Source organism: Janthinobacterium sp. SUN211, assembly GCF_030587315.1.
Lineage (GTDB): Bacteria > Pseudomonadota > Gammaproteobacteria > Burkholderiales > Burkholderiaceae_D > Janthinobacterium > Janthinobacterium kumbetense.
The window spans coordinates 178,929-205,889 of the sequence record NZ_JAPWIC010000011.1 but is presented as its reverse complement, the minus strand read 5'-3'; the positions used below and the strand labels follow the sequence as shown (position 1 = coordinate 205,889).

Genomic DNA, 26,961 nt, shown 5'->3' with positions numbered 1-26,961 from the left:
CACATATTTCGCTATCCTGACGCAAGTGGGCGAGGCCAAGCTGGCCAACGCCATCGCCCTGGGGCAAACCCTGAAACTGAAAAAAATGGCCGTGGGCGACGGCAACGGCACCCTGCCGACTCCAGACCGAGGACAAAAGGCGCTGGTGCGCGAGGTGCACCGCGCCGACCTGAACAAGTTGGACAAAGACCCGGACAACGCCAGCCAGATCATTGCCGAACAAGTATTGCCCGAGAACGTGGGCGGATGGTGGATGCGAGAACTTGGCATCTACGACGAAGCCGGCGACCTGTGCGCGGTGGCCAACTGCCCGCCCAGCTACAAGCCGCTGATGGCCGAGGGCAGCGGCCGCACGCAAGTGGTGCGCATTGTGCTGATCGTCGCCAGCACGGCCGCCATCGAACTGAAAATCGACCCGTCCATCATCCTGGCCACGCGCCAGTATGTCGATGAACAGATCATTACCGTGCGGGCCTACAGCGATGCGCAACTGGCCAAGCACCTGGCCGCCGCTGACCCGCACCCGCTGCTGGCCAAGGTCGCCTATGTCGATCAGCAGGACACCAGCGCACGCGCCTATGGCGATCAGCAACTGACCAAGCACCAGGCTGCCGCCGATCCGCATCCGCTGCTGGCGAAGGTCGCCTATGTCGATCAGCAAGACACCAGTGCACGCGCCTATGGCGATCAGCAACTGGCCAAGCACCAGGGCGCCGCCGACCCGCACCCGCTCCTGGCCAAGGTCGCCTATGTCGATCAACAGGACACCAGCGCACGCGCCTATGGCGATCAGCAACTGGCCAAACACGCAGCGGTGGCCGATCCGCATCCGCAATACAGCATGAAGGAAGTGGCGACACTGCCGAAGTTTGACGCGTCTAAAAAACTGGCCAATGCCGAGTTTGTGCAGCAATCGCAAGGCAATATTATTGGACATGATGCTGTGGGAATGGACCGCAGCCTGACCCCTGATGATATCGGCAAAGCGCTGTACTTTTCGGCGCCAAACGTGATTTTCACATTGCCTAAGCCTCGCGATCTTGGTTTATCAACAAATTCAGGCAAGTGCATTCACTTCTTTGGCTTTGGTGGCAATACGGCAAAAATCGTCCCAGGAGCGGGTGCCAATATCAGCTTCATTGTAGGAGGCGTCCCTTTCATCGAATTGAAAACGGGGCAATACCTCACGCTCACTGCAGCGTCCGATGTTGTATGGCAAGTCATCGACTCGACCGCCGAGCTGTGGCGCAATGCCGACTTTGCGGCAATGGTGTCTTCGAGCGGCTACCAGAGATTACCCAGCGGCATGATTCAGCAGGTCGGCGGCGGCGCGCAGACACCGGAATCTGGCTATGTCGACGTGATCTTCCCGATTCCGTTTCCGAACGAGTGTTTTCACGTCTTCACTGGATATGAAGGGCAAGGTGGAAGCGGATCCGTCGCGCCCAGCAACGTCAACGCCGGTATGAAGACAAAAACAGGCTGCCGCCTGTACACCTACAACGGGAATGCGCTTTCGGGCGGCATCACCCCATCCTATTTTGCGATTGGAAAATAATCATGGCCGTCCGATATTCACCGAGCACCGGATTCTTTTACCCTACCTGCATCGAGTACCAGGACATCCCATCCGATGTGTTTGAGGTATCCGAGGCTGACCACCTGGCCGCCCACACCGTCCGCGCATCCGGCGGATCGTTCAAGTTTGTCAAAGGGACGCTGCGCATCACGCCGCCGGCACCCACTCCCTATGGCCAAGTATGCGCCGTCTACCTCAACACCGTTCGCGCGCGCCGTGACGGCATCCTCAACCGCCTGGCCGGCATCGGCTTTGCCGCCATGGCCAGCGGCGACGTGGCAACCGCGCAAGCCATCGCCACGGCGCGCACCTGCCTGCTCGACATCACCACCTGCCCGACGGTCGCCGCCGCGCAGGATATGGACGCCCTGCAGGCGGCCGTCAGCGCCGAATTCCAGCGCATCGCCGACGCCTTGCCGCAAGAGGCCCGGCGCGCCTTCGATGATGCAGGCAGCCCCCAGTAACACCCCCGACATTTACCACCTACCAGGAGAGCAACATGGCCACCGACTACCACCATGGCGTGCGCGTCATCGAAATCAACGAGGGTTCGCGCCCCATCCGCACCGTGTCCACGGCCGTGCTGGGCCTGATCGCCACGGCCGACGATGCAGATCCCGTAGCCTTCCCGCTCGACACGCCCGTGCTCGTTACCAACGTGCTGGCCGCCATGGGCAAGGCCGGCAAGACGGGCACCTTGTACCGCAGCCTGCAGGCCATCGCCGCGCAGACCAAACCCCTGACTATCGTTGTACGCGTGGCCGAAGGCGAAACGGAAGCGGAAACCACCAGCAACGCCGTGGGCGGCGTGTCGCCGGACGGTAAATACCTGGGCGCCCAAGCGCTGCTGGCCGCGCAAAGCAGGCTCGGCGTGAAACCGCGCATCCTGGGCGCGCCGGGGCTGGACACCCAGGCCGTGACGAATGCCCTGGCCAGCGTGGCACAGCGCCTGCGCGGCTTCGTGTATGCCTCGGCCTACGGCTGCGCCACCGTCACCGCGGCCACCAGCTATCGCGGCCAGTTCGGCCAGCGTGAAATCATGATGATCTGGCCGGATTTTGTGAACTGGGATACCGCCACCAACGAGGAGGCCAGCATTTCCGCCGTCGCCTACGCCATGGGCCTGCGCGCCAAGATCGACGAGGAAACGGGCTGGCACAAGACGCTGTCGAATGTGGTCGTCAATGGCCCGACCGGCATCAGCAAGGACGTGTTTTTCGACCTGCAAGACCCGGCCACGGATGCCGGCGTGCTCAACGCCAAGGAAGTGACCACCCTGATTAACATGGGCGGTTACCGCTTCTGGGGTTCGCGCACCTGCGAAGAGCCGGGCGGCTTCTTCTACTTCGAGAGCTACACGCGCACGGCCCAGGTGCTGGCCGACACCATCGCCGAAGCGCATTTCGCCTTTGTCGACCTGCCCCTGCATCCGTCCCTGGTGCGCGACCTGCTGGAAAGCATCAACGCCAAGTTCCGCGACTTGAAATTGCAGGGCTACATCATCGACGGCCATGCCTGGTATGACGAGCAGTACAACGACAAGGCGGCGCTGAAAGACGGCAAGCTGGCCATCGATTACGACTACACGCCCGTGCCGCCGCTGGAAAACCTGAAATTCCAGCAGCGCATTACCGACCGCTACCTGGCCGACTTCGCCTCGCGCATCGCAGCGTAACCGTCCAATCACCACCCTGCCCGCGCCCGCGCGGATGCAACTGAACAACGGAGAACCTTATGGGCTTGCCCCGCAAACTGAAAAACTTCAACCTGTTCCAGAACGGCGTGTCCTTCATGGGCATGGTGCCGGAAGTCACCTTGCCGAAACTGAGCCGCAAAATGGAAGAGTACCGCGCCGGCGGCATGAGCGGCCCCGTGTCCGTCGACTTCGGCAATGAGGCGCTGTCGCTGGAATGGAGCGCCGGCGGCCTGATCGCTGAAGCCCTGAAACAGTACGGCGCGCACACGCACGGCGCCGTGCAACTGCGCTTTGCCGGCGCTTACCAGGAAGACGATGACGGCACCGTCGCCGCCGTGGAGGTCGTCGTGCGCGGCCGTTACAAGGAAATCGACATGGGCGGCGCCAAGATGGGCGACGACACCACGCACAAATACACGATGGCTTGCAGCTATTACAAGCTGATGATCGACGGGGCCATCGTCATCGAACTGGACTTCATGAGCGGCACCGAGAACTTCGGCGGCGGCGACACCAACGCGGCCATCCGCAAGGCCATCGGCCTGTAATCCCCCTTTTATTCACCACCACACCACAAGGAACACAGCATGAACAACGACACCCAAAACCAGGCCGTCATCGAACTGGACGAGCCGATCAAGCGCGGCGATACCTTCATCACCTCGCTGACCGTGCGCAAGCCCAAGGCGGGCGCCCTGCGCGGCATTTCCCTGATCGAACTGGCCAACCTGAACGTATCAGCCCTGCAGATCGTGCTGCCGCGCATCACCGAGCCGACCTTGACCGCGCACGACATCGCCAACATGGACCCGGCCGACTTGCTGGCCGTGGGCGCCGAGGTTGCCGGTTTTTTGGCGAGCAAAGCAGATCGCCTTTCGGTATCCCCGGCGAAGTAGAAGACGCCATGGCCGACATTGCCGGCGTCTTCCACTGGACGCCGGCAGCGATGGACGGTTTTACGATTGATGAACTGATGGCCTGGCGCGAACGCGCCAGGCAGCGAAGCGGAGCGGAATAGATGGCTGGTCGGGATTTGAAGTTACAGGTGGTATTTGCAGCGCTGGACAAGATCACCGGCCCGCTGAAAAAAATCATGGGCGGCTCCAGCGATACGGCCAAGGCCTTGAAGGCCACCAGCGACCGCCTGCGCGACTTGAACGCCCAGCAAAAGAACATCGGCAAATTCCGCGAACTGCATGGCGGCCTGGACGCCACCCGCACCAAGCTGGAAGCGGCACAGCAGAAGGTGGCCAGCCTAGCCACCAAGATGAAACAGGCGGAGGTGCCCACGCGGGCCATGACGCGCGAGTTTAACGCCGCCACCAAAGCGGCCGGCGCCTTGAAGACGGCAGGCCAGCAGCAGGCCCAGCAACTGCAAGTCATGCGCGAGCGCCTGGCGGGCGCCGGCATCGGCACCAAAGACCTGGCCAACCACGAGCGCACCTTGCGCCGCGAGATCGAGGCCACCAACAAAACCATGACGCTGCAGCAGCAGAAGCTGGCCAACTCGGCCACCAAGCAGCAGCGCGTCACCAATGCCACCCAACACGCCGACAAACTGCGCAGCAAAGCGGGCAGCATTGCCATGGCGGGCGCTGGCGCGACAGCAGCCGGCGCGGTCATGGCCATGCCCATAGCCAAGGGGCTGCACGAGGCGAAGCATTACCAGCTGGAAAAGGCCCGCGTCAATGCGCTGGGCTTGGGACCTAAAACCAGCCAGCAGGCAATCGCCTTTGCCAAGAACATGAAGACCTACGGCACCAGCCAGAACGAAAACCTGGAACTGGTGCGCGACGCGATGTCGATCTTTGGCGATCTGCACCACGCGGAAATGGTCGCGCCCACCCTGGCCAAGATGAAGTTTGCCAACAAGGCATTCTTCGGCGCCGAGTCGGGCGAAGAGAACGAACGCATCTTCATGGACTTGCTGAAAGTCATCGAACAGCGCGGCGGCACGGCCAGTTCGGAGAAATTCCACACGCAGGCCAACATGATGCAAAAGGTCATCACCGCCACGGGCGGGCGCGTGGGACCGACCGAATGGCTGAACTTCATCAAGACGGGCGGTATCGCCGCCAAGATCATGGACGACAAGCAGTTTTATTACCAGATGGAACCGCTGGTGCAGGAGGTCGGAGGCCATCGTGCTGGCACTGCCTTAATGTCAGGGTACTCAAATCTTTATCAAGGACGCACCACCAAGCGGGCCGTGCACAATATGGAAAAGCTGGGATTGATCGGCGATCACAGCAAGGTTACGCATGATAAGGTTGGGCAAACTTCAACCATCGGCCCTGGTGCGCTGCTTGGAAGTGACATTTTTCGCCGTAGCCAATTCGAATGGCTGGAAAAGGTATTGCTTCCACAATTGGCAAAAAAGGGAATCACTGATCCGAAAAAAATCGAAGATATCATTGGTGGTCTCTTCTCAACCCGTACGGCCGGTAATCAGTTCTTGGATATGTTCAAGCAGCGTATTCAAATGCACAAAAATGCCAAGCTGAACGAGGGCGCGTATGACATCGAGCAGATTTATGACTTGGGCAAGCAGCAAGCCGGCGGCGCCGAATTGGAAGCGACGGCCAGGCTGGCCAACCTGAAACTGACCATGGGCGAAAAAATCCTGCCGCTGTATGCGCAGGGACTGGAAATGGCCATCAGTGCCATTACGCGCCTGAATGGTTTCATGGAGCGTAATCCGACCGTGGCCAAGGTCATGATCGCCGGCTTTGCCGTGCTGGCCGGCCTGCTGCTGGTACTTGGCCCGCTGATGCTGGGCATTGCCGCCCTGATCGGCCCGTATGCCATGCTGCACGTCATGTTCGCCAAGATGGGCGTGACGGGCGGCGTGCTCACGCCCATCATGCGCGGCCTGGGCGGGGCCTTCATGTGGGCCGGCCGCGCCGTGCTGTGGCTGGGCCGTGCCTTCATGCTCAATCCGATTGGCCTGGCCGTGACGGCTATTGCCGGTGCCGCCTACCTGATCTATAAATATTGGGAGCCGATCAAGGGTTTCTTTGCTGGCCTGTGGTCTAGTGTCAAGGCGGCGTTTGCCGGCGGCTTCGTCGGCGTCAACAGCCTGATCGCCAACTGGTCGCCGCTGGGCCTCTTCTATCGCGCCTTCGCGGGCGTGCTGGGCTGGTTCGGCATCGCGCTGCCGGCCCAGTTCACCGACTTCGGCGCCAGCATCCTGCAGCGCATCACCGCGTCCTGGCAACCTATCGCCGCCTTCTTTGCCGATATCTGGTCGCGCCTGCGCACCGTTTGTGCCGGCGGCATGGGCAGCGTTACCGCCCTGATTATTAACTGGTCGCCGGTCGGCGTGTTTTATCAGGCGTTCGCGGGCGTCTTGAGCTGGTTCGGCATCAAGCTGCCGGCCCAGTTCACCGAGTTCGGCGCCAATATCCTGCGTGGCCTGGTCAACGGCATCACCGGCTCCATGGGCGCCGTCAAGGATGCCATCAGCAATGCCGGTTCCAGCACCATTGCCTGGTTCAAGGAAAAGCTGGGCATCCACAGCCCGAGCCGCGTGTTTGCCCAGCTCGGCGACTACACCATGCAGGGCCTGGCCGTGGGCCTGGACCGTAGCGAGGGCGCGCCGATTGCCAAGGTTTCCGGCCTGGCGCAGCGCCTGACGCAACTGGGCGCCGGCATCGCCATCGGCACGGCCACCGCCCTGCCGGCCAGCGCCTTCGATACACGCGCCCCGCTGTCACAAGGCGGATTCGGCGCCGGCATGACAATTCAGGGCGACAAGATCGAAATCACCTTCCATGTGCAGGCCGGTACCGATCCGCAGGCCGTCGCGCGTGCCGTGAGCGTGGCGCTCGATCAACGTGACCGCGAAAAAGCGGCACGCATCCGCTCGTCCCTGCGCGACCACGATTAAGAAAGAAGCACACCATGATGATGATTTTAGGAATGTTCGTCTTCAGCCTGCCGACCCTGGCCTATCACGAGCTGCAGCGGCAAACGGAGTGGAAACACGCCAGCACGGCGCGCGTGGGTCTGCGCGACGCGCACCAGTATGTAGGACCAGGTGACGACACGATTACCCTGTCGGGCTGGGTGGCGCCGGAACTGACCGGCTCCCTGTACTCGCTCGATGCGCTGCGCATGATGGCCGACACGGGCAAGTCGTGGATTCTGATCCAGGGCACCGGCCGCATTCTCGGCTCGTACCGCATCACGAGCATGACAGAAGGCCGCAGCATCCTCGACGGCAGCGGCGGGGCGCGGCGCGTCGAGTTCTCAATTGCGCTCAAGCGCGACGACGACGGCGTGCTGGCCATGGTCGGCCTGGGCGACATCGGCGACCTGAAAAACATGCTCAGCATCGACGGCATGACCAGCAGCATTGCCGGCGCAGCCAGAAATGCCGTGGGTAGCGTGGTGGGCAATGTGGTCGGCGGCATCACGTCGAAATACGGTGGCGTGGTCAGCGAAATGAAAGACAAGATCGGCAGCAGCATCAGCGGCGCCATCGGCAGCGCGGCGGACAAGTTCAAATGAGCGAGCATATCCCCGCCTTCAAGGTCAGTATCGAGGACAAGGATTTGACGGCCGTCGTTTCACCGCGGCTAATCAATCTGACGTTGACCCTGTGCCGTGGCGACGAGAGCGACCAGCTCGACATTTCCCTGGACGACAGCGACGGCAAACTGGCCCTGCCGCCGCGCGGCGCGCAGATCGTCCTGGCGCTGGGCTGGCAAGCGTCCGGTCTGGTGGACATGGGCAAGTTCACCGTCGACGAGGTGGAGCACAGCGGCGCGCCCGACACCATCACCTTGCGCGCCAGGTCGGCCAACCTGATCGACACCTTCAAACAGCAGCAGGAACACAGCTTTCACAAGACCACCCTGGGCGCCATCATCGAGGCGATCGCCTTCCGCAACGAGCTGGCGTCGGGCGTGTCGGCGCGCCTGCGCGATACGGTCGTCGAGCACATCGACCAGACCCACGAAAGCGATGCGGCCTTCCTGCGCCGGCTGGGCCGGAAGTACGACGCGGTGGCCACCGTCAAGAATGACACCCTGCTATTCATCCCCATCAACCAGAGCCGCACCGCCAACGGCAAGGCGCTGCCGGTGATTCCCATCACGCGTGCCCTGGGCGACGGCCACCGCTACCACAGCGCCGAAAGCGACGCCTACACAGGCGTGCGCGCCTTCTGGCACGACGAGCGCTACGCGCGCCGCCGCAGCGTCGTGGCCGGCGTGCCCGGCAACAGCAAGCGCCTGCGCACTACCTATGCCAACGAAACGGACGCGCGCGCGGCGGCCGTGGCCGAATGGCAGCGCATCCTGCGCGGCCTGGCCACCTTTGAAATGAGCCTGGCCCTGGGCAACCCAACCGTGTTCCCGCAATCGCCCGTCACCGTGAGGGGCTTCAAACCCGAGATCGACGCCACCGAATGGCTATCGGTCAAGGTCACGCACAGCCTGGGCGGCAATGGATTTACCACGCGGGTGGAATTTGAGACGAAGACGGAAGCGGTCGAGGCAGAGCGCGAGGACGAGAAAGACCCGGACGAAGGAATTACAGGCGTAGTGGCCAGATGGAAGGACGTGGCGGCAAAGAAGAAAAAGTCGGGCCAGGAGCAAGCTGGTGCCGCTGGCACGCTCAAGACGCTGGAGCATCTTTACCATAGCAAGCACTCCGCCAAGCGGGCGGCCCTGAATGCGTGGAAGCATATTGAAGAGGTGCGGGACATCATCAGGGAGAACAGCGAAAAGCCTTGGAACCCTGGGTAAAGCAAGGCCAATTTCAGCGAAAAAACAGCACAACCCTATTCACAAGGACAGCAGTATGAGCGACAACACACAAGGCAAAATTGAGGAAGCAGCAGAGCAGGAAGAAAGCCAAATCCGTAACCACATTCATGACCAGATTCGGGGCGTTAGTGATCGCCGACGGTCAAAGGAAATTTGGTTACGAATTCTAAGCCGGGCCAGTGAAGACAGCATCGCCAATGCATTAAGCGAACAACTGAGCCACTTCAACTATCATGAGATTCCTAGGAATAGAGGTACGGGCAATGGTCGCTGAAATGCTGGATGCGATGTTATTAAGTCCAATTCCCGCTCACCCAGGTCGGCAAAGCGTCACTCGCGGTAGGGGCACACTCACATTTGATGCCTTGGGCCGTCTCAATGACAATACCGACCGTGTACGCCTTCCCTTCGTAATAGCATGAATTTCTGATGAACCTGTTGGCTAACGTAGCCATTATTTCGCATTTATAAAGAGGCCAGCAGAAGGCACAAAGCAACGAAGCAAGTGCGACAGCTTTCCATTTTCCCGCACAGTTTAGAAACGAAAACTGTCCCTTCCGCCACGAGTTACGTCGGTGATTTTTTTTTGCGACCCATGTTGATCGTTTGGGGAGCCGTAATATCTCCGTGAATTTGCTGGCCTACTTTTCCATGAAAAACCATTTGCGTGTTGCGTTCGATTCCTCTTGGTGACGGGGGAGCAGCCGGCTCCGTAATTCCCTCAACAACACCAAGTACGCGTGCTTTTCCTCGCAGGTCCAGCTTACGATACCCGACTAACAGCTCATTCTCGTCGTCGGTCAACGTGGCGCTCGCGGCCGTGCCATGCAACACATATTGCGTATCGACGCCCACTGATGCGATGGCAATTAGATAATCCGCACTAGGAAATCTCTTGTCTTGTTCGTAATTAATTTGTGTGCCCTTCTCGACCTTCCCAACCAGTGCGAATTCCGGTTGAGTCATGCCTAATCGCTTCCGTTCGCTTTTTAAGCGCTGCCCTAATGTATCCATATGTCTATCTTTTAGTTGCAAAGTACAATTTTTTGTACTAAAGTGACGTCATTACCATGTGACGTATACAAATCATATCCTATGACATCTACCGCTCCAGTCACGCGCCAGCCGAAGAACCCACTTTCGCAGCCAATCCCAATTCGCTTGCTCCCTCCTGAGATCGAGCGCGTGGAAAAATTCGCACAGCAAGACTCCCGTTCGCGGGCATCGTTTATGCGCCTAATGCTGCTACGTGGCCTGCAATCTTACGAGGCCGAACTCGAACAATTCTCCCTTGTCCATCACGCTTAACAGCACAGGAGCAGGCCCATGTATCCCGATCCAAAACGCGTCCGCAACAACCGTGTCATGGTGCGCCTTGACGAATATGAGTATGACGTCCTGGCCGCCATCGCCAATTATCAGGGCGAGGAACTGGCGCCGTTTCTGCGGCAGCTCGCGCTTCGCCAGGCGGCAATAGTGCTTGGCGACGACAACAGTGTCACCTTACCCAGCATTGCTGCCTAAATGAAGTCACCAATCAGCAACTTTTGAGCAGCCGAAAATATGCCCGACCGTTCCGTACCTGTAGAAACATGCGATGAAGACCAAGACACGTTTGAACGTGTCCGAATACAGCAGGGCTTGGACACCATCGACCAGGCTATCGAGTGGTTGATTAAGGATAACGTACGAATCGGGATTCGCAAGATGAGCGGCCGAGGCCGTGCCCTGTATCAAGTGAAAAGAAAGAACAAATGAGAGTCATCGGCCTGCCCTGCCCGCATTGCGAATACACCGTCCGCGCCGTTAAAAGCCGCATGATGTCCGCCATGTTCAAGGAAATCACCTACATGTGCCAGAACCCCGAATGCGGGCACTCCTTCGTGGCAGGCCTGGAAGTACTGCGCACTCTCTCGCTGTCCGCCATGCCCAAGCCGGATATTCGCATCCCGATGTCCCAGCATGCGCGCACAGCGGCCACCAGCCAACTGGCCCTGGACCTGACTGCGGGGTGCTGATGAACGCCTTACCTATCCTCGCGCCGCCGTAACCCGGCCACTGTAACTCCCCTCTTTTGCTGTGCCCTGCAGCGCTCCCTTTTGAGCGTGCGGGATTCGTTCAACCTGAAATAAGGAAAACCGATGGAAAACACGCTGCGCGCCACCACTCATGCCGATAAATCCATGGCATCAAACACGATCTGCCCGACCTTGCAAAATTGCATTGTCCCCGTGGCACCAACGTGTTTTCTGCTGCAAGCCAGCGCGGTCATCGGCATCGCGGCGCTCACCGCCCGCATCCATGAGATTGCCAAGACCTATCACGCCTACGGCGCCGCCAATCTAACCTTCATCGTCAGCGATGCGCAGGCACTGGAGCGTGACGGCTTTTTCGCGCCAGCTAAGCAACGCGCCCTGGTCGGCAAGCTGCCCATCGAGGTGAACTACATTTTCGCTACTGAAGCGGGTTCCCGGCACTGCTGCGGCACATCGCACACGCTCCCGTATTGGGCAGAACATTTTCTCAAGCCAGGGGCGCGCTGATGCTGCGCCTGGCCAAAACCTGCGGCATCTGGCTGCTGTCGCTCCTGATCGTCATCACCCCTGCCGTGCTGCAGGCCATCGGCGCCATCAAGGACTGACCCATGCCGGCGTCCCTTATCGACAATCACCTGTCCTTCCAGCCTGCCGCCGAGATTCTGGCCGCGCGCGACAAGGACATGCCGACGCCACCAGGCGCCGGGCATGCGCTGGCCGCCATCGCCGAAGCCAAGGCCCAGCTACGCAGCATCAAGCCGCGCAACCTGGCGCCCTTCATGGCCCAGGCCTGGGGATTGTCGCCGCGCGGCGCACGCCGCTCCGTGCTGATCGCCGCCGGCATGGACGCCGACCGCTGGGAATCGCCCATCCACTCATTTACCGAGGAAGAGCGCATCGAGCTGCGCGCCGCCACCTCTGCCGCTATCCGTGTGTACGAAAGACTGTTGAATGCAATCTAAACAAATCCTGCTGCCTGCCCCGCAACGCCACGAAGCCTTTTTGCGCTCCGCGCACTTCGCGCCCGAGCTGGCCCGCATCCCGTTCAAGTGGCGCAACCGCGTCATCAATGCCGCGCTGGCAAAGATGGCCTGGTCGTCCTGGTACAAAATCTATGAATCCGTCGCCACAAGCTTTGTGCGCGAGTTCGCCGAGCAGTACGTGCCGGCCGGCGTCGATCTGTCGCAAAGCGACGCCGACATCGTGGCCACCGCCGAACGCGCGGCGGCCGGCGTCGTGAAAATGCTGTGGACCGCCATTTCCGACACGCACGCCCTGCAGATCATGGAAGACGAATGCGCCTCGTATGGCATCGAGCTGCCCGAGTTCGACGCGCTGACCGACACCATCGCCCGCCTGGTGGACGCCCGCTGGTGGCGCCGCCAACTGCGCAAGCGCGTCAAGCGCGCCTTTGAAGCCGGCAATATCCGCCTGGGGTACGTGAACTATCGCGGCGAACCCTACGCCAGCAACGACGCCGTGCTGTCGCGCCTGGCGCAGAACCGCCGCAACGCGGCAGCACTGGCCGCCACCCTGGTGCAAAACGAAAACGGCCAGCAATTCAGCATTGCCGAGCTGGCCGAGAAAACGACAGCGAATAAGGCCATCCGGCGCGGCGAACTGATGTTGCGCATCAACGGCTTTGAGCAGATCGCCCGCGAGTGCGGCGACCAGGGCATTTTCATCACCTGGACGTGCCCATCGCGCTTTCACGCCATGCAGCACAGCGGCAAGGCAAACGACAAGTTTGACGGCTCCACGCCGCGCGAGGCCAACGCCTACTTGGGCAAGATGACATCGCTGTGCCGCTCCGCGCTGGCGCGCCGGGGCATCGGCCTGTACGGCTTTCGCATCGCCGAACCCCATCACGATGGCTGCCCGCATTGGCATCTGCTGCTGTTCGTGCGCCCAACCGCGAAATACAAGACGGTCCACCTGCAGGACGTGGCCGGCCGCGCCATCCGCATCATGAAGCGCTACGCCTGGCGCGTGGACCGTGGCGAACCGGGCGCCTTCGCGCGCCGCCTGGACGTGAAACGCATCGACTGGGCCAAGGGCAGCGCCGCCGGCTACATCGCCAAGTACGTGGCCAAGAACATCGACGGCGTGGCCGACCACAAGACGAAAGAAGGCTATGTCGTCACGGCCGACACCGAAGGCGATGTCGAGCTGACGCCATCGGCGCGCGTCGAGTCCTGGGCCGCGTGCTGGGGCATCCGTCAATTCCAGCAATGGGGCGGTGCCCCCGTCACCGTGTGGCGCGAACTGCGCCGCATCGAAGAAAGCATGCTCAACGAGGCGCCGGCAGCCATGCGCCGCGCCTGGGACGCCGTGCAAAAGATCGACGGCGAAAAGCGCGCCTGCTGGGCCGAATACCTGCGCGCCCAGGGCGGCGCCCTGGTGCCGCGCAAGGAACTGGTCGTCACGCTGGCCAAGGACGAAAAGACCGTCATCGGCCGCTACGGCGAAACGCTGCGCACCACGCCCTACGGCGTGCGCTGCAGCGACCTGATTGGCGTGGTCTTCAAGTCCGTGCGTCACACATGGACGCCCGTACAGGCCACAGGCGGGCGCGGGGTGGCTGTTGGGGTTGCCGTTCCTCGGACTCGTGTAAATAACTGTACGCACCCCGACCGCCCTGCCCCGGCCACGCCGCCGGCGGCGCCCGTGCCCAATCTCTCCGACGAGGCAAAAACAGCGGTCATTGCCGCTTGGGCGGCCGTCAACGCCTGCCCGTGGCCCCGGCTGATCCTCCCCGACACCCCACCCCAAGAAGGAAATGGCACATGAGCACATTTGCCGTGATCGTTCGCACGCAAACCGAACGCTTTGAATATGCCGCGATTGCCGCTTCCAGCGGCGACGTGATCCAGGCCGCCATCGACCGCTTCGGCGTGTGCGGCGTTACCGCCAAACTGAAAGGAGCACCGCAATGCTGACCACCCCGACCAATTCGCCGCGGCAAATCGCCCTGGGCGACCGCGTGACGTTCGATACCGATGAAGGCTACCAGGCCGGCACCGTCAACGACCTGCGCCGCGACGTGGGCAATGGAGAGCTGCATGCGTGGGTCGAGCTGGACCACCAGTGGCCGGGTATGTTCCGTGCGGTGCCGCTGGGCGCCATCGAGGCGGTCAAGAAGGCAACCGCGACTATCGGGTGCCCAGCATGACAGCGGAACGCTCAGTACCGGCCGTGGCGGCCTTGTTCGTGCGCGCCAATTCGATCTACAAGACCATGCCAGCGGTTGACGCCTGGGACGCGGAGCGCGATGCCCGCGCCTGGCCGGGTGGCGTGCCGGTGGTGGCCCATCCGCCGTGCCGCTCCTGGGGTACGCTGCGCCACCTGGCCAAGCCGCGCCCGGACGAAAAGGAACTGGCGGTGTGGGCCGTCGCCCAGGTGCGCAAGTTCGGCGGCGTGCTGGAGCATCCAAAGCGCTCTACCCTCTGGCCACACTGCGGCCTGCCAGCGATCGGCGAGCGGGACAAATTTGGTGGCTGGACGCTCCCGATTTTCCAAAGCTCGTTTGGCCACCGCGCCGAAAAGGCCACCTTGCTGTACATCGTCGGCTGTGCGCCGGCTCAAATACCGGCCATGCCCATCGTCCTGGGCGAAGCCTCGCATGTGATCGCCCCGTCCGGCCGCAACCGCGCCGGTGAGCGGCGCCGCAAAGGTGATCCGGGCTGGCGGCCGGAATGCGGCAAGGCAGAACGCGAGCACACGCCGGCCGAACTGGCGCATTGGCTCGTCACCCTGGCTCAACGCTGTGCGGTGCAAGCATGAGGATATCCATATGAGCACGTTCCTTTCCATGGACGAAATCTGCGCCCTGACCGGCCGGAAGATGAAAACGAAGCAAATTGAGGCACTGCGGAAGATGGGCCTCCCCTTCTGGGTCAATGCCATCGGGCGTCCGGTTGTCGCGGTCGCTGCAGTTGAGGGGCGCAAGGAAGCGCCACGGGAAAAAACATGGGTAATGCCGAGGATCAATAAAAATGGGCCGACGAAACACACGTAATTTGAACATGCCGCCGTGCATGCACCCGCGTACGCAGCGCAGCGGCAAGGTGTACTACTACATGTACACGAAGGACAAGCCGCGCAAGGAAATTCCACTGGGGCCCGACTTCATCCTGGCGCTGAAAAAATATGCTGAACTGAACATTGTGGTGGAGGTCACCGCCAACGCGACGTTCTCCGATGTCGAAAGGCGCTATCTGGTCGAGGCGGTGCCCAAGCTTGCCGCCAGCTCGGCCCGCATGTACCGTTCCGACATCAAGCACTTGCTGGCGGCATTTTCCGAGGCGCCGCTTGCGCAGATCAAGCCGATGCACATACGCCAGTTCCTGGACGATCGTGCGGACAAGCCCACCACGGCGAATCGCTGCAAACGCGTATTCTCGACCATGTGGAACCACGCGCGCGGCTGGGGCTATACCGACTTGCCAAACCCATGCGAAGGGATACAGGGCCATTCCTTGCCCAAGCGCACCGTCTACATCACGGATGCAGTATTCAACGCCGTATGGGAGCATGCTGGCGCCCCCTTGCGCGACGCCATGGATCTTGCCTACCTGACTGGCCAGCGGCCCGCCGACGCGTTGAAGATGACCGAAAACGACATCATCGGTGGCTACCTGGTCGTAACACAGGAAAAAACCAAACAGCCCTTGCGCATCAAGGTTGTCGGCGAACTGGGAGCGTTGATCGAGCGCATCAAGGCACGCAAAGCGACGCGCAGCATCGTCACTGCAGCATTGCTGGTGAATGCCCACGGCAAACGCCTGACGGGCCCGGCGCTGCGGTCGCAATTCGATGCAGCGAAAAAGCTCGCCGCCGAAAAAAATCCGGACCTGCTACCGGAGATCAAGAAATTCTGGTTCTATGATCTGCGCGCGAAAGCCGCCGACGACACCTCGGATCAGCACGGAGACCAGGCGGCCAGCGATCTTTTGGGACACGACAGCGTGAGAACCACGCAACGGCATTACCTGCGACGCGGGAAGATCGTCGAGCCGACGCGGTAAGCCGCGTTGCATGCCTGCTTAGGCAGGGCCAAGCAAGGACGCGGAAATGAAGCCCTCGTTCGACAGCGCGTTGATGGCCCCGCGAAGCAGGTAGTTATTCGTAAAGCACATCGTGTACTGGCGTGCGCCAGGCTTGATAGGCTGCAGCATCTTTCCTTCCACCAAGCGCTTGATCTGGTAAGTGCGCTGAGCTGGATTTAACCCCGGCATGACCTTGGCCAGATCGCCAGATTTTGCGGTACCCAGCTTTACCACCTCAAGCAAAATTGCCTGTTCCTCATGCGTGATCAATTGCCGCTGGACCGAGTAGGCAAGCGCGGGGATCAGGATCTTTTCCTTCAAGAAAGTGTAATCCGTCAGCCGGTCCACTTTTTGCAGTTCATCCAGGATGCCTTGCAAAACGTAGGTGCACCAGCGGTCCAGGCTCTCATCCGTGCCCTTGTCGGCGCAGGAAAGCATCGCATAGTAGCGCTCGCGGTCATTGCAAAAAACAGCGGTCGGATTCAATACCCGCCCGCCTGTCTTGACATTGAAGCCATACTTGATCAGGAGGGCATAGGTCATCAAACGCACGACGCGCCCGTTACCGTTGCTAAAAGGGTGGACCCAGCCAAAGCGATGATGTGCCAAGGCAACCTTAATCAAGGCATACTTGGGCGCATCATCCCGGTTGATGAACCCCATCAGCTCTTCCATGTAACCAGGTACAAGGACAGGATCTGGCGGAAGGTGGTCTGACTTCGCAATGCGGACCGCTCCCGTTCGATATGCGCCCGGCGTGCGGTCGCCCTCTCTCTCCAGGTCATGCACTGCCAGCGCGTGCAGCTCCCGGATGAAGTGTTCCGAGACCGCAGAATTCGGCGTCACCACATCCTCGATATATTGCATCGCCTTTTCGATGTTGGAGATCTCGCGCACCTGGTCGCTATCGTTCGTGCCCCCCTCCACCGAAGTCTCAACGTAGTCTGCAAGAGTCGTATGGTTGCCCTCGATTCGCGCAGACCCGAGGCTTTCCAGCATGTGGAAAATATGCTTGAGCTGGAAGAAGGTTGACGCGGGCGTTGTGCCCCCAAGTTGCAATCGCCGCAAGTGTTCCAGTTCCGTTAGAACATCGACAAGCGGCGAGTCGAACGAGGGATTTAAAAGCTTCAGGTCAAAGTGGTGGAAGTCTGGCATAGCGATCCTGCTTTTCTTAAATAGCGACAAGGATTAAGTTGAATTTTCAAGATAATACACCTAAAAATCATATACTTACGCCACCTCTAAGATTATTACATGTGTAATAATCCAAAATCACAAGTCAACACATCTAAACTTTTAGGAGAGGATTGTAGCTTTTCGTGCAAGTTTTTCATGAGCGGACATACAAAAGCGGGGTGCTTTTTCCGGAAAAATTTGCTGATACAACAATTGAAATGACTAGAATTTGCTGCTCAAACGACAACCTAATCATAGCCATGAAAAGCTCGCCTGAGCGTCTTTTGTGGAGCAATTTTTGCTTTGTGGAGCGGCGAAAACAGTTTTACGCCGTTTCTCATTGGAGCGGGTGAAGGGAATCGAACCCTCGTCGTAAGCTTGGGAAGCTTCTGCTCTACCATTGAGCTACACCCGCGAAGCCTGCATTTTACGCGGGATGACGAGGACTTGGCAAACTTGTGGATCGCTTTCGAATGCATCAGCAATTCCCGCGATATTTGACAAAAACATGAACCGCAGCCTCGGCAAGGTGCCATTTTTGTTGATAGAGAACAACATCTTCAGGCCGCCAGACACGCAGAATGGTCAGGTATGTAGCTAAAATAGAATAAATTATCGTTGCCACGGACTGTACGGCGCAGACTAGCAAGAGAAATGTTGCTACAATCATGTGACAGTTTAGCATTTCCGCTGTTCAACCTAAAAGGATATCCCATGAAGAAAATTCTGATCGCTTCGGCAATCCTGTGCTTCGCTTCCGCACAAGCCATGGCTCAAACGACGGCACCAGTTGGCGGAGCGCCGGTTCCACCAGCAGCGGCACCAGCAGCTGGCGCTACCGGCGCTGCCGCTGGCGGCACTGTTGCCGGCCTGAGCACGAGCGCCCTGATCGCCATCGGCGCAGCAGTTGCCGTTGTGGCCGGTGCAGCTAGCTCGGACTCGACCACCGCGCACACGACCCCAAGCCACGCCAAATAATCTGTCGACGCCTTTGGCTGAAACAGACAAGACCAAGCCCGCGGACTGACGTCAAACCGCGAAACGCTGGCTTGGTCTCACGAGAAGCCGGCCTTGTCATACGCAGCGCCACTTCCTCGATAAAAGCCCTTTTTCATTTCTTGAAAACGGGCTTTTTATTTTTCTTCAATAATGCGCGCGCCAAGAGCAGCAGCCGTCAGGAACATGAAATGCCCTGACCAATCATGCATAGTTAATGAAAAACCAGCCACTCTACAAACGCATGGGATTTGCCCTGCAAGGCTTGGGTGCCGCCTTCCGCATGGAATCAAGCTTCCGGCTGCAATGCCTTGCCGCCCTCCTGGTATTGCTTGTACTTGCCTGGCGCCAGCCAGCGATGATCTGGTGGGCTTTGTTATTGCTCAACTGTGGCATGGTCCTCGCGGCGGAGCTCTTCAACACCGCTCTCGAAAATCTGATTGATCACCTCCACCCGGCCCTCCATCCCAGCATCAAGATCGTCAAGGATTGCGCCGCAGGAGCCGTGCTCATTCTCAGTATCAGCGCCCTATGCGTGTTTGTTGCTTTTTTGCTTGAAAACGTTGCGTGCTAAGCAGGAATACTGGGGGAGCAAACTACAATACAGGACGAGCCAAAGTGCGTGCCTCTCAGGCTCCATGGAGCCGGGAAAAATACAAAAATCCTGTAATTTATTAAAATATTGCCTTGTTAGCAACTATTACATTTACATTGAAGCATAAATGACTATTCCCCTCCTACCGGTAATTCTTTGTGGTGGTTCCGGCACACGTTTATGGCCGCTGTCGCGCGAGGCGTTCCCAAAGCAGTTTCTGCGCCTGTCCGCTCAGGGCAGCATGCTGCAGCAAACGCTACAGCGCCTGGCAGGCATCGACGCCGTGTCGCCAGCACTGCTGGTATGCAACGAATCCTCGCGTTTCATTGTCGCAGAACAAGTGCGTGAGATCGGTCTGGAAAATAGTCGCATGCTGCTTGAACCCATGCGCCGCAATACAGCGCCGGCGATCGCCTCAGCCGCCTTGCATACAATGGAGAATGGCGAGGATCCGCTCCTGCTGGTGCTGCCCTCGGACCACGTCATTCTGGATACCCCGGCTTTTCATCGCGCAATCGCGCTGGCGCGTACTGCCGCAGAAGCGGGTCATTTGCTGACGTTCGGCATCACGCCGACGGGACCAGAAACAGGGTACGGCTATATTCGCGCCGAAGGTGCCGCAAGCGGGCAAGTCCAGCGCGTACTTGAATTCGTGGAAAAGCCGGCCCTGGAGCTTGCAGAGCAGTATATCGCCAGCGGCGATTACTTCTGGAACAGCGGCATGTTTTTGTTCCGCGCCAGCCGCTACCTGGAAGAGCTGGAACAGTTCCAACCTGCCGTCCTGGCCGCGTGCCGCGCGGCCATCAGCGCCGCGAAAAGCGACTTCGACTTCATTCGCCTGGACAAGAATGCCTACGCAGCCAGTCCCGATATCGCCGTCGACTACGCCGTCTTGGAGCGCACCAGCCATGCCTCGACCATCGCCCTCGATGCGGGCTGGAATGATATCGGCTCCTGGAAAGCCGTACTCGACGTGGCGGAAAAGGATGCCGATAACAATAGCGCCAACGGCGATGTTCTGATCCAGGATTGCAACGATTGCCTGGTGCATAGCACCAGCCGCCTGATCACCGCCATCGGCATGCGCAATACGGTGATTGTGGAAACCGCCGATGCCGTGCTGGTCATGGATGCGGATCAGGCACAACAGACGAAAACCATGGTCGCGCAGTTGGTCGCCAGGGAGCGTTCCGAGGCCACAATGCACCGTGAAGTCTTCCGTCCGTGGGGTTCCTATGATTCCATCGGCAATGGTGACCGTTTCCAGGTCAAGCGGATCACCGTCAAGCCTGGCGCCAAGCTGTCATTACAAATGCATCATCACCGCGCCGAGCACTGGATCGTGGTATCCGGCACGGCGCAGATCACGAATGGCGACAAGGAATATTTTCTGACCGAAAACCAGTCCACCTATATCCCCCTCGGCGTCGTCCACTCCCTGGCCAACCCGGGCAAGCTACCGCTGGAATTGATTGAAATTCAATCGGGCAGCTACCTTGGGGAAGACGATATCGTGCGTTTTGAAGATCGCTACGGCCGCGTTTGACCGATCAGATAAATAAGCACCACGCATGCAGCACCGCAAGAATTTACACTGAAGTTTATAAGGTTTAGCAAGTCATCATGAAACCAATCGAAGGCATCTTTGTACAAGAAGTGAAATGGTATTGCAGCAGCAGGGTAGAAAAATATTTCCTCACCTTTGCCGATGCGTTAGCCATGTTCACCGCATTCTGGCTCGCCGGCACATGGACCCTCGATGCCACCGACTTGAACAGCTTCGGGGTGGATAGCTCGCGTTTGCTCAGTTACGGCCTGCTATCCATGGTCACTGTCGCGATTTTCAAGCTGAAGGGCCATCATGCCAAACGCCGCCCGTACTCGAATGAAATTAAGGAGCTCCTGAAGATCGCGATGGTCATGGGCCTGATCGACGCGGCCCTGCTCTTCCTGGGCAAGCGCGATTCCTCGCGCGAGGCACTGTTGGCCACCTGGCTGCTGGTGCCATGCTGTGTCTTGCTGCTGCGCGGCCTGGTCAAGTACCTGCTGATGAAAGCAGGCGGCTGGATACGTCCGATGGTCATCATCGGATGGGGTGACAATGCCCTGCAGACAGCGCGCGCCTTCGATGAAGAAGCCTTGATGGGCTATCGCCTGATTGCTTTCCTCATTCCCGAAGGCCAAGAACGCCTGGAGCAGCACTACGTAAACCGCAGCAAGCAAGCGGTGCCCTGCATTCCGCTCGGTGAGAACCCGGAACAAACGCTCAAACTGCTGGGCGATCCGCATGCGGTTGTCGCATTGGAGCAAGGTGGCATCGATGCTTATCAGGGCATGATCCAGCAAGTCAGCCGTTGCGTTGCCAATATGCAAGTTGTGCCAGCCGTACGCGGCCTGCCCCTGTACGGCATGGAGGTCAACCATTTCTTTACGCATGAAGTGCTGCTGCTAACCATGCGCAACAACCTGGCGCGGCCAGGCTTGCAACTGATTAAACGCTGCTTTGATCTGATGGCTTCAATCTGCGTGCTGATCGTCGGTGCCCCCATCCTGCTGTGGATCGCGGCCAAGGTCATGGCATCGGGCCGTCCCATCTTCTACGGCCACAAACGCGTGGGCCAGAATGGCAAGCATTTTCTCTGCTACAAATTCCGCACCATGGCTGTGAACGCCGACGTCTTGCTCAAGGAGCTACTGGAGCGCGATCCTGAAGCCCGTGCCGAATGGGACCGTGATTTCAAACTGAAGAACGACCCTCGCATCACCTCGATCGGCCACTTCCTGCGCCGGACCAGTCTGGATGAATTGCCGCAGCTATGGAACGTACTGAAAGGCGAAATGAGCCTGGTTGGGCCGCGCCCGGTTGTCGATGCGGAACTGGAACGTTATGGCCTCCAAGTAGACTATTACCTGGAAGCGAAACCCGGTGTCACGGGCCTATGGCAAGTCAGCGGCAGGAACGACGTCAGCTATGATACGCGCGTTTATCTGGATGCATGGTATGTCAAGAACTGGTCTTTATTCAATGACATTGTTATTCTACTGAAAACGGTTAAAGTCATTTTCAAGAAAGATGGCGCGTATTAGTAACGTTATTAAGTTAATAGTTGCATTTAGGAATATTTAATTGCCCTCGCGCTCAAGGCAATCGAACGAGGGGGCATTGTGACAATGCTCCAGTAAAAAAGGATAGCAGCATGATATTAGTGACTGGCGGCGCCGGCTTCATCGGCTCCAACTTTGTACGCGACTGGCTGGCGCTCAACGATGAGCCCGTGATCAATTTTGACAAGCTGACCTATGCTGGTAATCTCAGCAATCTGGCCAGCCTGGAGCAAGACCCGCGACATATCTTTGTGCGTGGCGACATTTGCGATACCGCTCACGTCTCGCGCCTGCTGGCAGAACACCAGCCACGCGCCATCGTGCATTTTGCCGCAGAGAGCCATGTCGACCGCTCGATCCATAGCCCCGGCGAATTCATTTCGACCAACGTCAACGGCACCTTCAGCCTGCTCGAAGCGGCGCGCGCCTATTGGATCGGCTTGACGGGCGAGGCCAAGGACGGCTTCCGCTTCCTGCACGTCTCGACCGACGAGGTGTATGGCACCTTGGGACCGAATGACCCGCCATTCACGGAAACGACGCCGTATGCGCCAAACAGCCCGTATTCGGCATCGAAAGCGGCGTCCGATCATCTGGTACGCGCCTATTTCCATACGTATGGCATGCCGGTGCTGACGACCAACTGCTCGAACAACTATGGCTCTTTCCATTTCCCGGAAAAACTGATTCCGCTCATCATCAGCAACGCCCGCGCCGGCAAGGCCTTGCCTATCTATGGCGATGGCATGCAAGTGCGCGACTGGCTGTACGTGGGCGACCACTGCTCGGCGATTCGCCGCGTCCTGGAAGCAGGTCGTCTGGGCGAGGTCTACAACGTGGGCGGCTGGAATGAAATGGCCAATCTGGAAGTCGTGCATACCTTGTGCGACATCCTCGATACGCTCGATCCCAAGGCGTCCGGCAGCTATCGCGAACAAATCACCTATGTACAGGATCGCCCTGGCCACGACCGCCGCTATGCCATCGACGCACGTAAGATCGAGCGCGAACTGGGCTGGAAGCCGGCCGAAACCTTCGCCACCGGCATCCGCAAGACCGTTCAATGGTACCTGGACAACCAGGCCTGGGTACGCGATGTCCAGTCGGGCGACTACCTCAAGTGGGTAGAGAAAAACTACGCGGCACGCGACATGGCCAAGGAGCAACAATAATGGCAACACCCATCGAACGCAAGGGCATCATCCTGGCTGGCGGTTCCGGCACGCGCCTGTACCCTGTCACCATGGCCGTATCGAAGCAACTGCTGCCCGTATATGACAAGCCGATGATCTACTATCCGCTGACCACCCTGATGCTGGCCGGCATACGCGACATCCTGATCATTTCAACGCCACAAGATACACCGCGCTTCCAGGAATTACTGGGCGATGGCAGCCAGTGGGGTATCAGCCTGACCTATGCAGTGCAGCCCAGCCCGGATGGCCTGGCACAGGCGTTCATCATCGGCAAAGAGTTTGTCGGCGATGCACCATCGGCGCTGATTCTGGGTGACAACATCTATTACGGTCACGACTTTGAATCGCAGTTGCGCGAGGCCTCGGCACGCACCAGCGGCTCGACCGTGTTTGCCTATCATGTCACCGATCCGGAACGCTATGGCGTCGTCGATTTCGATGCACAACGCCGGGCCATCAGCATTGAAGAAAAGCCGCTCAAGCCAAAATCGAACTACGCCGTCACCGGCCTGTATTTCTACGACAGCCAGGTGTGCGATATCGCCGCCGGCATCGCCCCGTCACCACGTGGCGAGTTGGAAATCACGGATGTCAACCGTACTTATCTGGAGCGCGGGCAGTTGAACGTAGAACTGATGGGCCGCGGCATGGCCTGGCTCGACACCGGCACGCATGAATCCCTGCTCGAAGCGGGCCAATTCATCGCCACCATCGAGAACCGCCAGGGCTTGAAAGTTGCCTGCCCTGAAGAAATCGCCTACCGCCGTGGCTACATCGACGCCGCCAAGCTCGAAGCATTGGCGCAACCCTTGAAAAAGAACGCTTACGGTCAATACCTGCTGCGCCTGCTCGAAGAAAAAATATACTAAAGCCTGAACGGCTCATTTCACACCATGCAAATTCAAACCACCGCCATACCGGACGTCCTGATCCTTGAACCCACCGTGTTCGGCGATGACCGGGGCTTTTTCTACGAAAGCTTCAACCAGAAGCGCTTTGCCGAACTGACCGGCGTCACGCGCGATTTCGTGCAGGACAATCATTCCAAGTCGGCAAAGGGCGTGTTGCGCGGCCTGCACTACCAAATCCAGCAACCGCAAGGCAAGCTGGTGCGTGTGACCGCTGGCGAAGTCTTCGACGTCGCCGTCGACCTGCGCAAAAGCTCGCCGACGTTTGGCCACTGGGTAGGCGTGACCTTATCAGCGGCCAATAAACGCCAGTTGTGGATACCGGAAGGCTTTGCCCACGGTTTCGTGGTCACCAGCAGCAGCGCCGAGTTCCTGTACAAGACGACCGACTACTGGGCACCGAAGTTCGAACGCAGCCTCCTGTGGAACGATCCAGCCATCGGTATCGACTGGCCGCTCGATGGCGAACCACTGCTGTCTGGCAAAGATAAAGTCGGTACCTTGCTGGCCAACGCCGACGTTTTTTCCTGACCGTTACCGACCAATCTGACACACTGGAACAAAACTATTTCATGAGCCGTATTTTAATCACAGGAAAAACCGGCCAGGTCGGTTACGAACTAGAACGCAGCCTGCAGGGCCTGGGCGAGATCATTGCGGTGGACCGCAGCCAGATGGACCTGGCCGACCTGGACCAGGTGCGCGACGTCATCCGCCGCATCAAGCCGACGCTGATCGTCAACCCGGCCGCGTACACCGCTGTCGACAAGGCCGAGAGCGAACCTGAACTGGCGCTGCGCATCAATGGCGAAGCACCGGGCGTGATGGCGGAAGAGGCGAAAAAGCTGGGGGCTGCGATGATCCATTACAGCACTGACTACGTGTTTGATGGCTCGAAAGATGGTCCCTACACCGAAACCGATTCCACTTGCCCGATCAATGTCTACGGCAGCAGCAAGCTGGCCGGCGAACAGGCGATCGAGGCCGCCGGCATCCCTTACCTGATCTTGCGCACCAGTTGGGTCTATAGCACACATGGCAAAAACTTTCTGTTGACCATGCTGCGCCTGGCAAAGGAGCGCGAAGAACTAAGTATCGTATCCGATCAGTTCGGCGCACCGACATGGAGCCGTACCATCGCAGATACCACGGCGCATATCGTGGCGCAAAGCCTGACGGTAAGCGACCAGCAAGCATGGTGGCAAGCACGCTCCGGTCTGTATCATTTGACGGCGCAGGGAAAGACCAGCTGGTTCGGTTTTACCGAAGCGATCATGGCCCATCCCTCAGTTTCCAAAAAACCAATATTAAAACCGATATTAGCTAAAGACTATCCTGTACCAGCGAAGCGTCCGACCAATTCAGTACTGTCATCACAGCGCCTGATGGATACTTTTTGTCGCATTCCGGATTGGCAGGATACATTAAGGCTGTGTCAAAATTAAATATTACCCTGTCAACAGAAATGAAAATGGGAATTGTTCAGCCTGAGTAAATACCGGAAATAGCAGTTGTAAACGAAACTTTTTTACCGTATTACTCCTGCATGCCACCGCCCCCCCCTATCTCTCGAGACTATCCGAAACGGACAAGGACAACTTTAAATAATGATAACAAATCCGGCCTTCGCGTGGCCAGCCGGTTGCACCAGCGCCACATCGCGGACATCGAGCCCCGACATGTATAACGATATGGCTTAAACTGCTGTCTCAAATCATGGATCCGCTATATTATTGCAGTGTGATAGATGGTATATATTTGACGCCCTGCGATTTCAAACTCCAAGTTCCACACAGGATTAATGAACAGTGCTCGTTAGGTATTGCAGAAATGCTATGTGTTGAGTATAAGTGAGCTGCGTCTATTCAAATTCAAGCTTGGTCCGGGAACGCGAATTGAGCGACAGCAAAATGGCATTCGACTCGTCAGGGAAGCAAATCGATAAGTCGATGCTTTTGGGAGGTGTACTAGTGCAACAGCCCCTTGGCGTTCTCGTTGCCCCCTGTTCCCAAGGGGCGTGCGGATCGGCGAAGTCAGTCCACACGCCGGTGCGCTCAGTGAGCATCTCGCAGCCTTGGTAGCACGTCATCGTTTTGCACATCACCACCGGCTCGCTGTTGAGGGCGCATTGGCGATGCTGGCGACGATACTCTTGACGGGTTGCGTTAACCATTTTGGCCAATGCCACGAAACCGGTCGCGCATTCGACCAGCGTGTCCACCGACGCGATAGACACTTGCTGGCGCCGTTATCACCTCGCTCTTCCATTGGCCGGGGACAAGGCTGCCCTCGATCGCCAGAGGGCAGATATGATGATCTGGCGTCCAGAATCTACCCTCGGCGATCGGTGCAGCGGCTGCGCGGTTCGCGCACCTGATTGTGGTGGCTCAGGCAGGCAATAAGTTCGCGCTTGGCCTCGCCGCACGTATGCATGTAGATGGCGTCGTAGATAGTCTCGTGGCGCACGGTTACATCAGGGTTGTCGCGCCATGGAAGCTCCGGTTCTTACGTTCTTTCTGTGGCAACCAGAGAAGTTTGAGCTGATGTCGAACGACTTCGGGCAGGACACTGTCGGCCCGGAGTTTGGCCAACCGCCGCGATTCAATCCGGCGGGCCTGGCACTGCAAATGCGCCCGGTTGACATCGTAGATGCCACCATCACGGGTGCGTCCGATTTTACGGCCAATCGTACTGCCCAAACGGCAAATACGCTTAGCAATAGCTCGAATAGAGTACAGGTCATCGCGCATGGCCGTGACGACCTGTACTACTAGTTGGCGAGAAGTTTTGTAGATTTTCGCCGTGACGGCACTTTACAGCAGAAGGTGTTGCACTTGTTTTTGAGAACGCCA

At 58.8% G+C, this 26,961-nt stretch carries 32 protein-coding genes and 1 tRNA gene; 29 read left to right on the top strand and 4 right to left on the bottom strand.

Translation table 11 applies throughout. The features are described 5' to 3' along the window. From O3301_RS27620 to O3301_RS27575, 10 genes are all read left to right on the top strand, one after another. Nucleotides 1-1,558, top strand: a 1,558-nt coding sequence (locus O3301_RS27620) for a phage tail protein (RefSeq protein ID WP_305058046.1), incomplete at its 5' end; no start/stop codon positions are given. A 2-nt stretch (nt 1,559-1,560) separates the two neighbouring features. Continuing rightward, a complete protein-coding gene (locus O3301_RS27615; RefSeq protein WP_305058045.1) occupies nt 1,561-2,043 on the top strand; it encodes a hypothetical protein in 483 nt (160 codons plus the stop codon). A 35-nt stretch (nt 2,044-2,078) separates the two neighbouring features. Further along, nucleotides 2,079-3,254, top strand: coding sequence for a phage tail sheath protein (locus tag O3301_RS27610; protein ID WP_305058044.1), 1,176 nt, complete (start codon nt 2,079-2,081; stop codon nt 3,252-3,254). A gap of 59 nt (nt 3,255-3,313) precedes the next feature. Continuing rightward, the gene (locus O3301_RS27605) at nt 3,314-3,823 is read left to right on the top strand and encodes a phage major tail tube protein (protein ID WP_305058043.1); all 510 of its coding nucleotides are present in this window, start codon (nt 3,314-3,316) and stop codon (nt 3,821-3,823) included. Between the two features lie 39 nt (nt 3,824-3,862). Then, nucleotides 3,863-4,171: a phage tail assembly protein gene (locus tag O3301_RS27600; RefSeq protein ID WP_058050288.1), complete on the top strand. Its 309-nt coding sequence runs from the start codon at nt 3,863-3,865 to the stop codon at nt 4,169-4,171. 8 nt (nt 4,172-4,179) lie between these two features. Continuing rightward, on the top strand, nt 4,180-4,293 hold the full coding sequence (locus O3301_RS27595; RefSeq protein WP_071650284.1) for a GpE family phage tail protein: 114 nt from the start codon (nt 4,180-4,182) through the stop codon (nt 4,291-4,293). Beyond that, nucleotides 4,294-7,164, top strand: coding sequence for a phage tail tape measure protein (locus O3301_RS27590; protein WP_305058042.1), 2,871 nt, complete (start codon nt 4,294-4,296; stop codon nt 7,162-7,164). It abuts the gene before it with no gap. A 14-nt stretch (nt 7,165-7,178) separates the two neighbouring features. Beyond that, entirely contained in the window at nt 7,179-7,787 is a 609-nt protein-coding gene (locus O3301_RS27585) for a phage tail protein (protein WP_305058041.1), read from the top strand. Further along, nucleotides 7,784-9,028, top strand: a complete 1,245-nt coding sequence (locus tag O3301_RS27580; RefSeq protein ID WP_305058040.1) for a phage late control D family protein — start codon at nt 7,784-7,786, stop codon at nt 9,026-9,028. Before O3301_RS27585 ends, O3301_RS27580 begins: the two co-directional genes overlap by 4 nt. 55 nt (nt 9,029-9,083) lie before the next feature. Next, nucleotides 9,084-9,323 carry a hypothetical protein gene (locus O3301_RS27575; RefSeq protein WP_305058039.1) on the top strand — a complete coding sequence of 80 codons (240 nt, stop codon included), beginning with the start codon at nt 9,084-9,086 and terminating at the stop codon, nt 9,321-9,323. 19 nt (nt 9,324-9,342) lie between these two features. Here the strand turns inward: O3301_RS27575 and O3301_RS28645 are convergent, their stop codons facing one another. Together O3301_RS28645 and O3301_RS27570 are read right to left on the bottom strand one after the other, a co-directional pair. After that, the gene (locus O3301_RS28645) at nt 9,343-9,504 is read right to left on the bottom strand and encodes a DUF1496 domain-containing protein (protein ID WP_369812249.1); all 162 of its coding nucleotides are present in this window, start codon (nt 9,502-9,504) and stop codon (nt 9,343-9,345) included. A 112-nt stretch (nt 9,505-9,616) separates the two neighbouring features. Then, nucleotides 9,617-10,063, bottom strand: coding sequence for a helix-turn-helix domain-containing protein (locus tag O3301_RS27570; protein WP_305058038.1), 447 nt, complete (start codon nt 10,061-10,063; stop codon nt 9,617-9,619). A 312-nt stretch (nt 10,064-10,375) separates the two neighbouring features. Here O3301_RS27570 and O3301_RS27565 point away from each other — a divergent pair, with 312 nt between their 5' ends. From O3301_RS27565 to O3301_RS27520, 10 genes are all read left to right on the top strand, one after another. Next, entirely contained in the window at nt 10,376-10,573 is a 198-nt protein-coding gene (locus O3301_RS27565; protein WP_034745824.1) for a hypothetical protein, read from the top strand. Between the two features lie 230 nt (nt 10,574-10,803). Beyond that, entirely contained in the window at nt 10,804-11,067 is a 264-nt protein-coding gene (locus O3301_RS27560) for an ogr/Delta-like zinc finger family protein (RefSeq protein WP_121670599.1), read from the top strand. Between the two features lie 123 nt (nt 11,068-11,190). Beyond that, nucleotides 11,191-11,592 carry a hypothetical protein gene (locus tag O3301_RS27555; RefSeq protein WP_305058037.1) on the top strand — a complete coding sequence of 134 codons (402 nt, stop codon included), beginning with the start codon at nt 11,191-11,193 and terminating at the stop codon, nt 11,590-11,592. Between the two features lie 101 nt (nt 11,593-11,693). Next, nucleotides 11,694-12,047, top strand: coding sequence for a hypothetical protein (locus tag O3301_RS27550; RefSeq protein WP_034745810.1), 354 nt, complete (start codon nt 11,694-11,696; stop codon nt 12,045-12,047). Next, entirely contained in the window at nt 12,037-13,875 is a 1,839-nt protein-coding gene (locus O3301_RS27545) for a replication endonuclease (protein ID WP_305058036.1), read from the top strand. Before O3301_RS27550 ends, O3301_RS27545 begins: the two co-directional genes overlap by 11 nt. After that, nucleotides 13,872-14,024, top strand: a complete 153-nt coding sequence (locus O3301_RS27540; protein ID WP_305058035.1) for a hypothetical protein — start codon at nt 13,872-13,874, stop codon at nt 14,022-14,024. The genes O3301_RS27545 and O3301_RS27540 overlap by 4 nt, the downstream gene beginning before the upstream one ends. Then, on the top strand, nt 14,018-14,257 hold the full coding sequence (locus O3301_RS27535) for a hypothetical protein (protein ID WP_305058034.1): 240 nt from the start codon (nt 14,018-14,020) through the stop codon (nt 14,255-14,257). The genes O3301_RS27540 and O3301_RS27535 overlap by 7 nt, the downstream gene beginning before the upstream one ends. After that, nucleotides 14,254-14,868 (top strand): hypothetical protein, encoded by a 615-nt coding sequence (locus O3301_RS27530; RefSeq protein WP_305058050.1) that lies wholly within the window; start codon nt 14,254-14,256, stop codon nt 14,866-14,868. The genes O3301_RS27535 and O3301_RS27530 overlap by 4 nt, the downstream gene beginning before the upstream one ends. 10 nt (nt 14,869-14,878) lie before the next feature. Next, the gene (locus O3301_RS27525; protein WP_298402779.1) at nt 14,879-15,103 is read left to right on the top strand and encodes a DUF4224 domain-containing protein; all 225 of its coding nucleotides are present in this window, start codon (nt 14,879-14,881) and stop codon (nt 15,101-15,103) included. A 19-nt stretch (nt 15,104-15,122) separates the two neighbouring features. Beyond that, the gene (locus O3301_RS27520; RefSeq protein WP_305058033.1) at nt 15,123-16,112 is read left to right on the top strand and encodes a tyrosine-type recombinase/integrase; all 990 of its coding nucleotides are present in this window, start codon (nt 15,123-15,125) and stop codon (nt 16,110-16,112) included. Nucleotides 16,113-16,130: 18 nt separating this feature from the next. Here the strand turns inward: O3301_RS27520 and O3301_RS27515 are convergent, their stop codons facing one another. Next, nucleotides 16,131-17,288 (bottom strand): Fic family protein, encoded by a 1,158-nt coding sequence (locus O3301_RS27515; RefSeq protein WP_305058032.1) that lies wholly within the window; start codon nt 17,286-17,288, stop codon nt 16,131-16,133. Nucleotides 17,289-17,650: 362 nt separating this feature from the next. Further along, nucleotides 17,651-17,724: transfer RNA gene (locus O3301_RS27510), tRNA-Gly, on the bottom strand. A gap of 299 nt (nt 17,725-18,023) precedes the next feature. Between O3301_RS27510 and O3301_RS27505 the strand changes: the two genes are divergently transcribed. The 9 genes from O3301_RS27505 to O3301_RS27465 all read left to right on the top strand — a co-directional run bounded on the left by O3301_RS27505 (nt 18,024) and on the right by O3301_RS27465 (nt 26,883). Continuing rightward, the gene (locus tag O3301_RS27505) at nt 18,024-18,287 is read left to right on the top strand and encodes a hypothetical protein (protein ID WP_289917656.1); all 264 of its coding nucleotides are present in this window, start codon (nt 18,024-18,026) and stop codon (nt 18,285-18,287) included. A gap of 235 nt (nt 18,288-18,522) precedes the next feature. Beyond that, entirely contained in the window at nt 18,523-18,879 is a 357-nt protein-coding gene (locus O3301_RS27500; protein ID WP_289917659.1) for a diacylglycerol kinase, read from the top strand. 148 nt (nt 18,880-19,027) lie between these two features. Next, the gene (locus O3301_RS27495; RefSeq protein ID WP_305058031.1) at nt 19,028-20,446 is read left to right on the top strand and encodes a mannose-1-phosphate guanylyltransferase/mannose-6-phosphate isomerase; all 1,419 of its coding nucleotides are present in this window, start codon (nt 19,028-19,030) and stop codon (nt 20,444-20,446) included. Nucleotides 20,447-20,523: 77 nt separating this feature from the next. After that, nucleotides 20,524-21,987 carry an undecaprenyl-phosphate galactose phosphotransferase WbaP gene (gene wbaP / locus O3301_RS27490; protein WP_305058030.1) on the top strand — a complete coding sequence of 488 codons (1,464 nt, stop codon included), beginning with the start codon at nt 20,524-20,526 and terminating at the stop codon, nt 21,985-21,987. A gap of 110 nt (nt 21,988-22,097) precedes the next feature. Next, nucleotides 22,098-23,177 carry a dTDP-glucose 4,6-dehydratase gene (gene rfbB, locus O3301_RS27485; protein WP_305058029.1) on the top strand — a complete coding sequence of 360 codons (1,080 nt, stop codon included), beginning with the start codon at nt 22,098-22,100 and terminating at the stop codon, nt 23,175-23,177. Next, nucleotides 23,177-24,070, top strand: coding sequence for a glucose-1-phosphate thymidylyltransferase RfbA (gene rfbA / locus O3301_RS27480; protein WP_305058028.1), 894 nt, complete (start codon nt 23,177-23,179; stop codon nt 24,068-24,070). Before rfbB ends, rfbA begins: the two co-directional genes overlap by 1 nt. Before the next feature lie 24 nt (nt 24,071-24,094). Further along, the gene (gene rfbC / locus O3301_RS27475) at nt 24,095-24,640 is read left to right on the top strand and encodes a dTDP-4-dehydrorhamnose 3,5-epimerase (protein ID WP_289917669.1); all 546 of its coding nucleotides are present in this window, start codon (nt 24,095-24,097) and stop codon (nt 24,638-24,640) included. A 41-nt stretch (nt 24,641-24,681) separates the two neighbouring features. After that, nucleotides 24,682-25,554, top strand: a complete 873-nt coding sequence (gene rfbD, locus O3301_RS27470) for a dTDP-4-dehydrorhamnose reductase (protein WP_305058027.1) — start codon at nt 24,682-24,684, stop codon at nt 25,552-25,554. Between the two features lie 1,044 nt (nt 25,555-26,598). Further along, nucleotides 26,599-26,883 carry a hypothetical protein gene (locus tag O3301_RS27465; protein ID WP_305058026.1) on the top strand — a complete coding sequence of 95 codons (285 nt, stop codon included), beginning with the start codon at nt 26,599-26,601 and terminating at the stop codon, nt 26,881-26,883. Nucleotides 26,884-26,961: the final 78 nt, after the last annotated feature.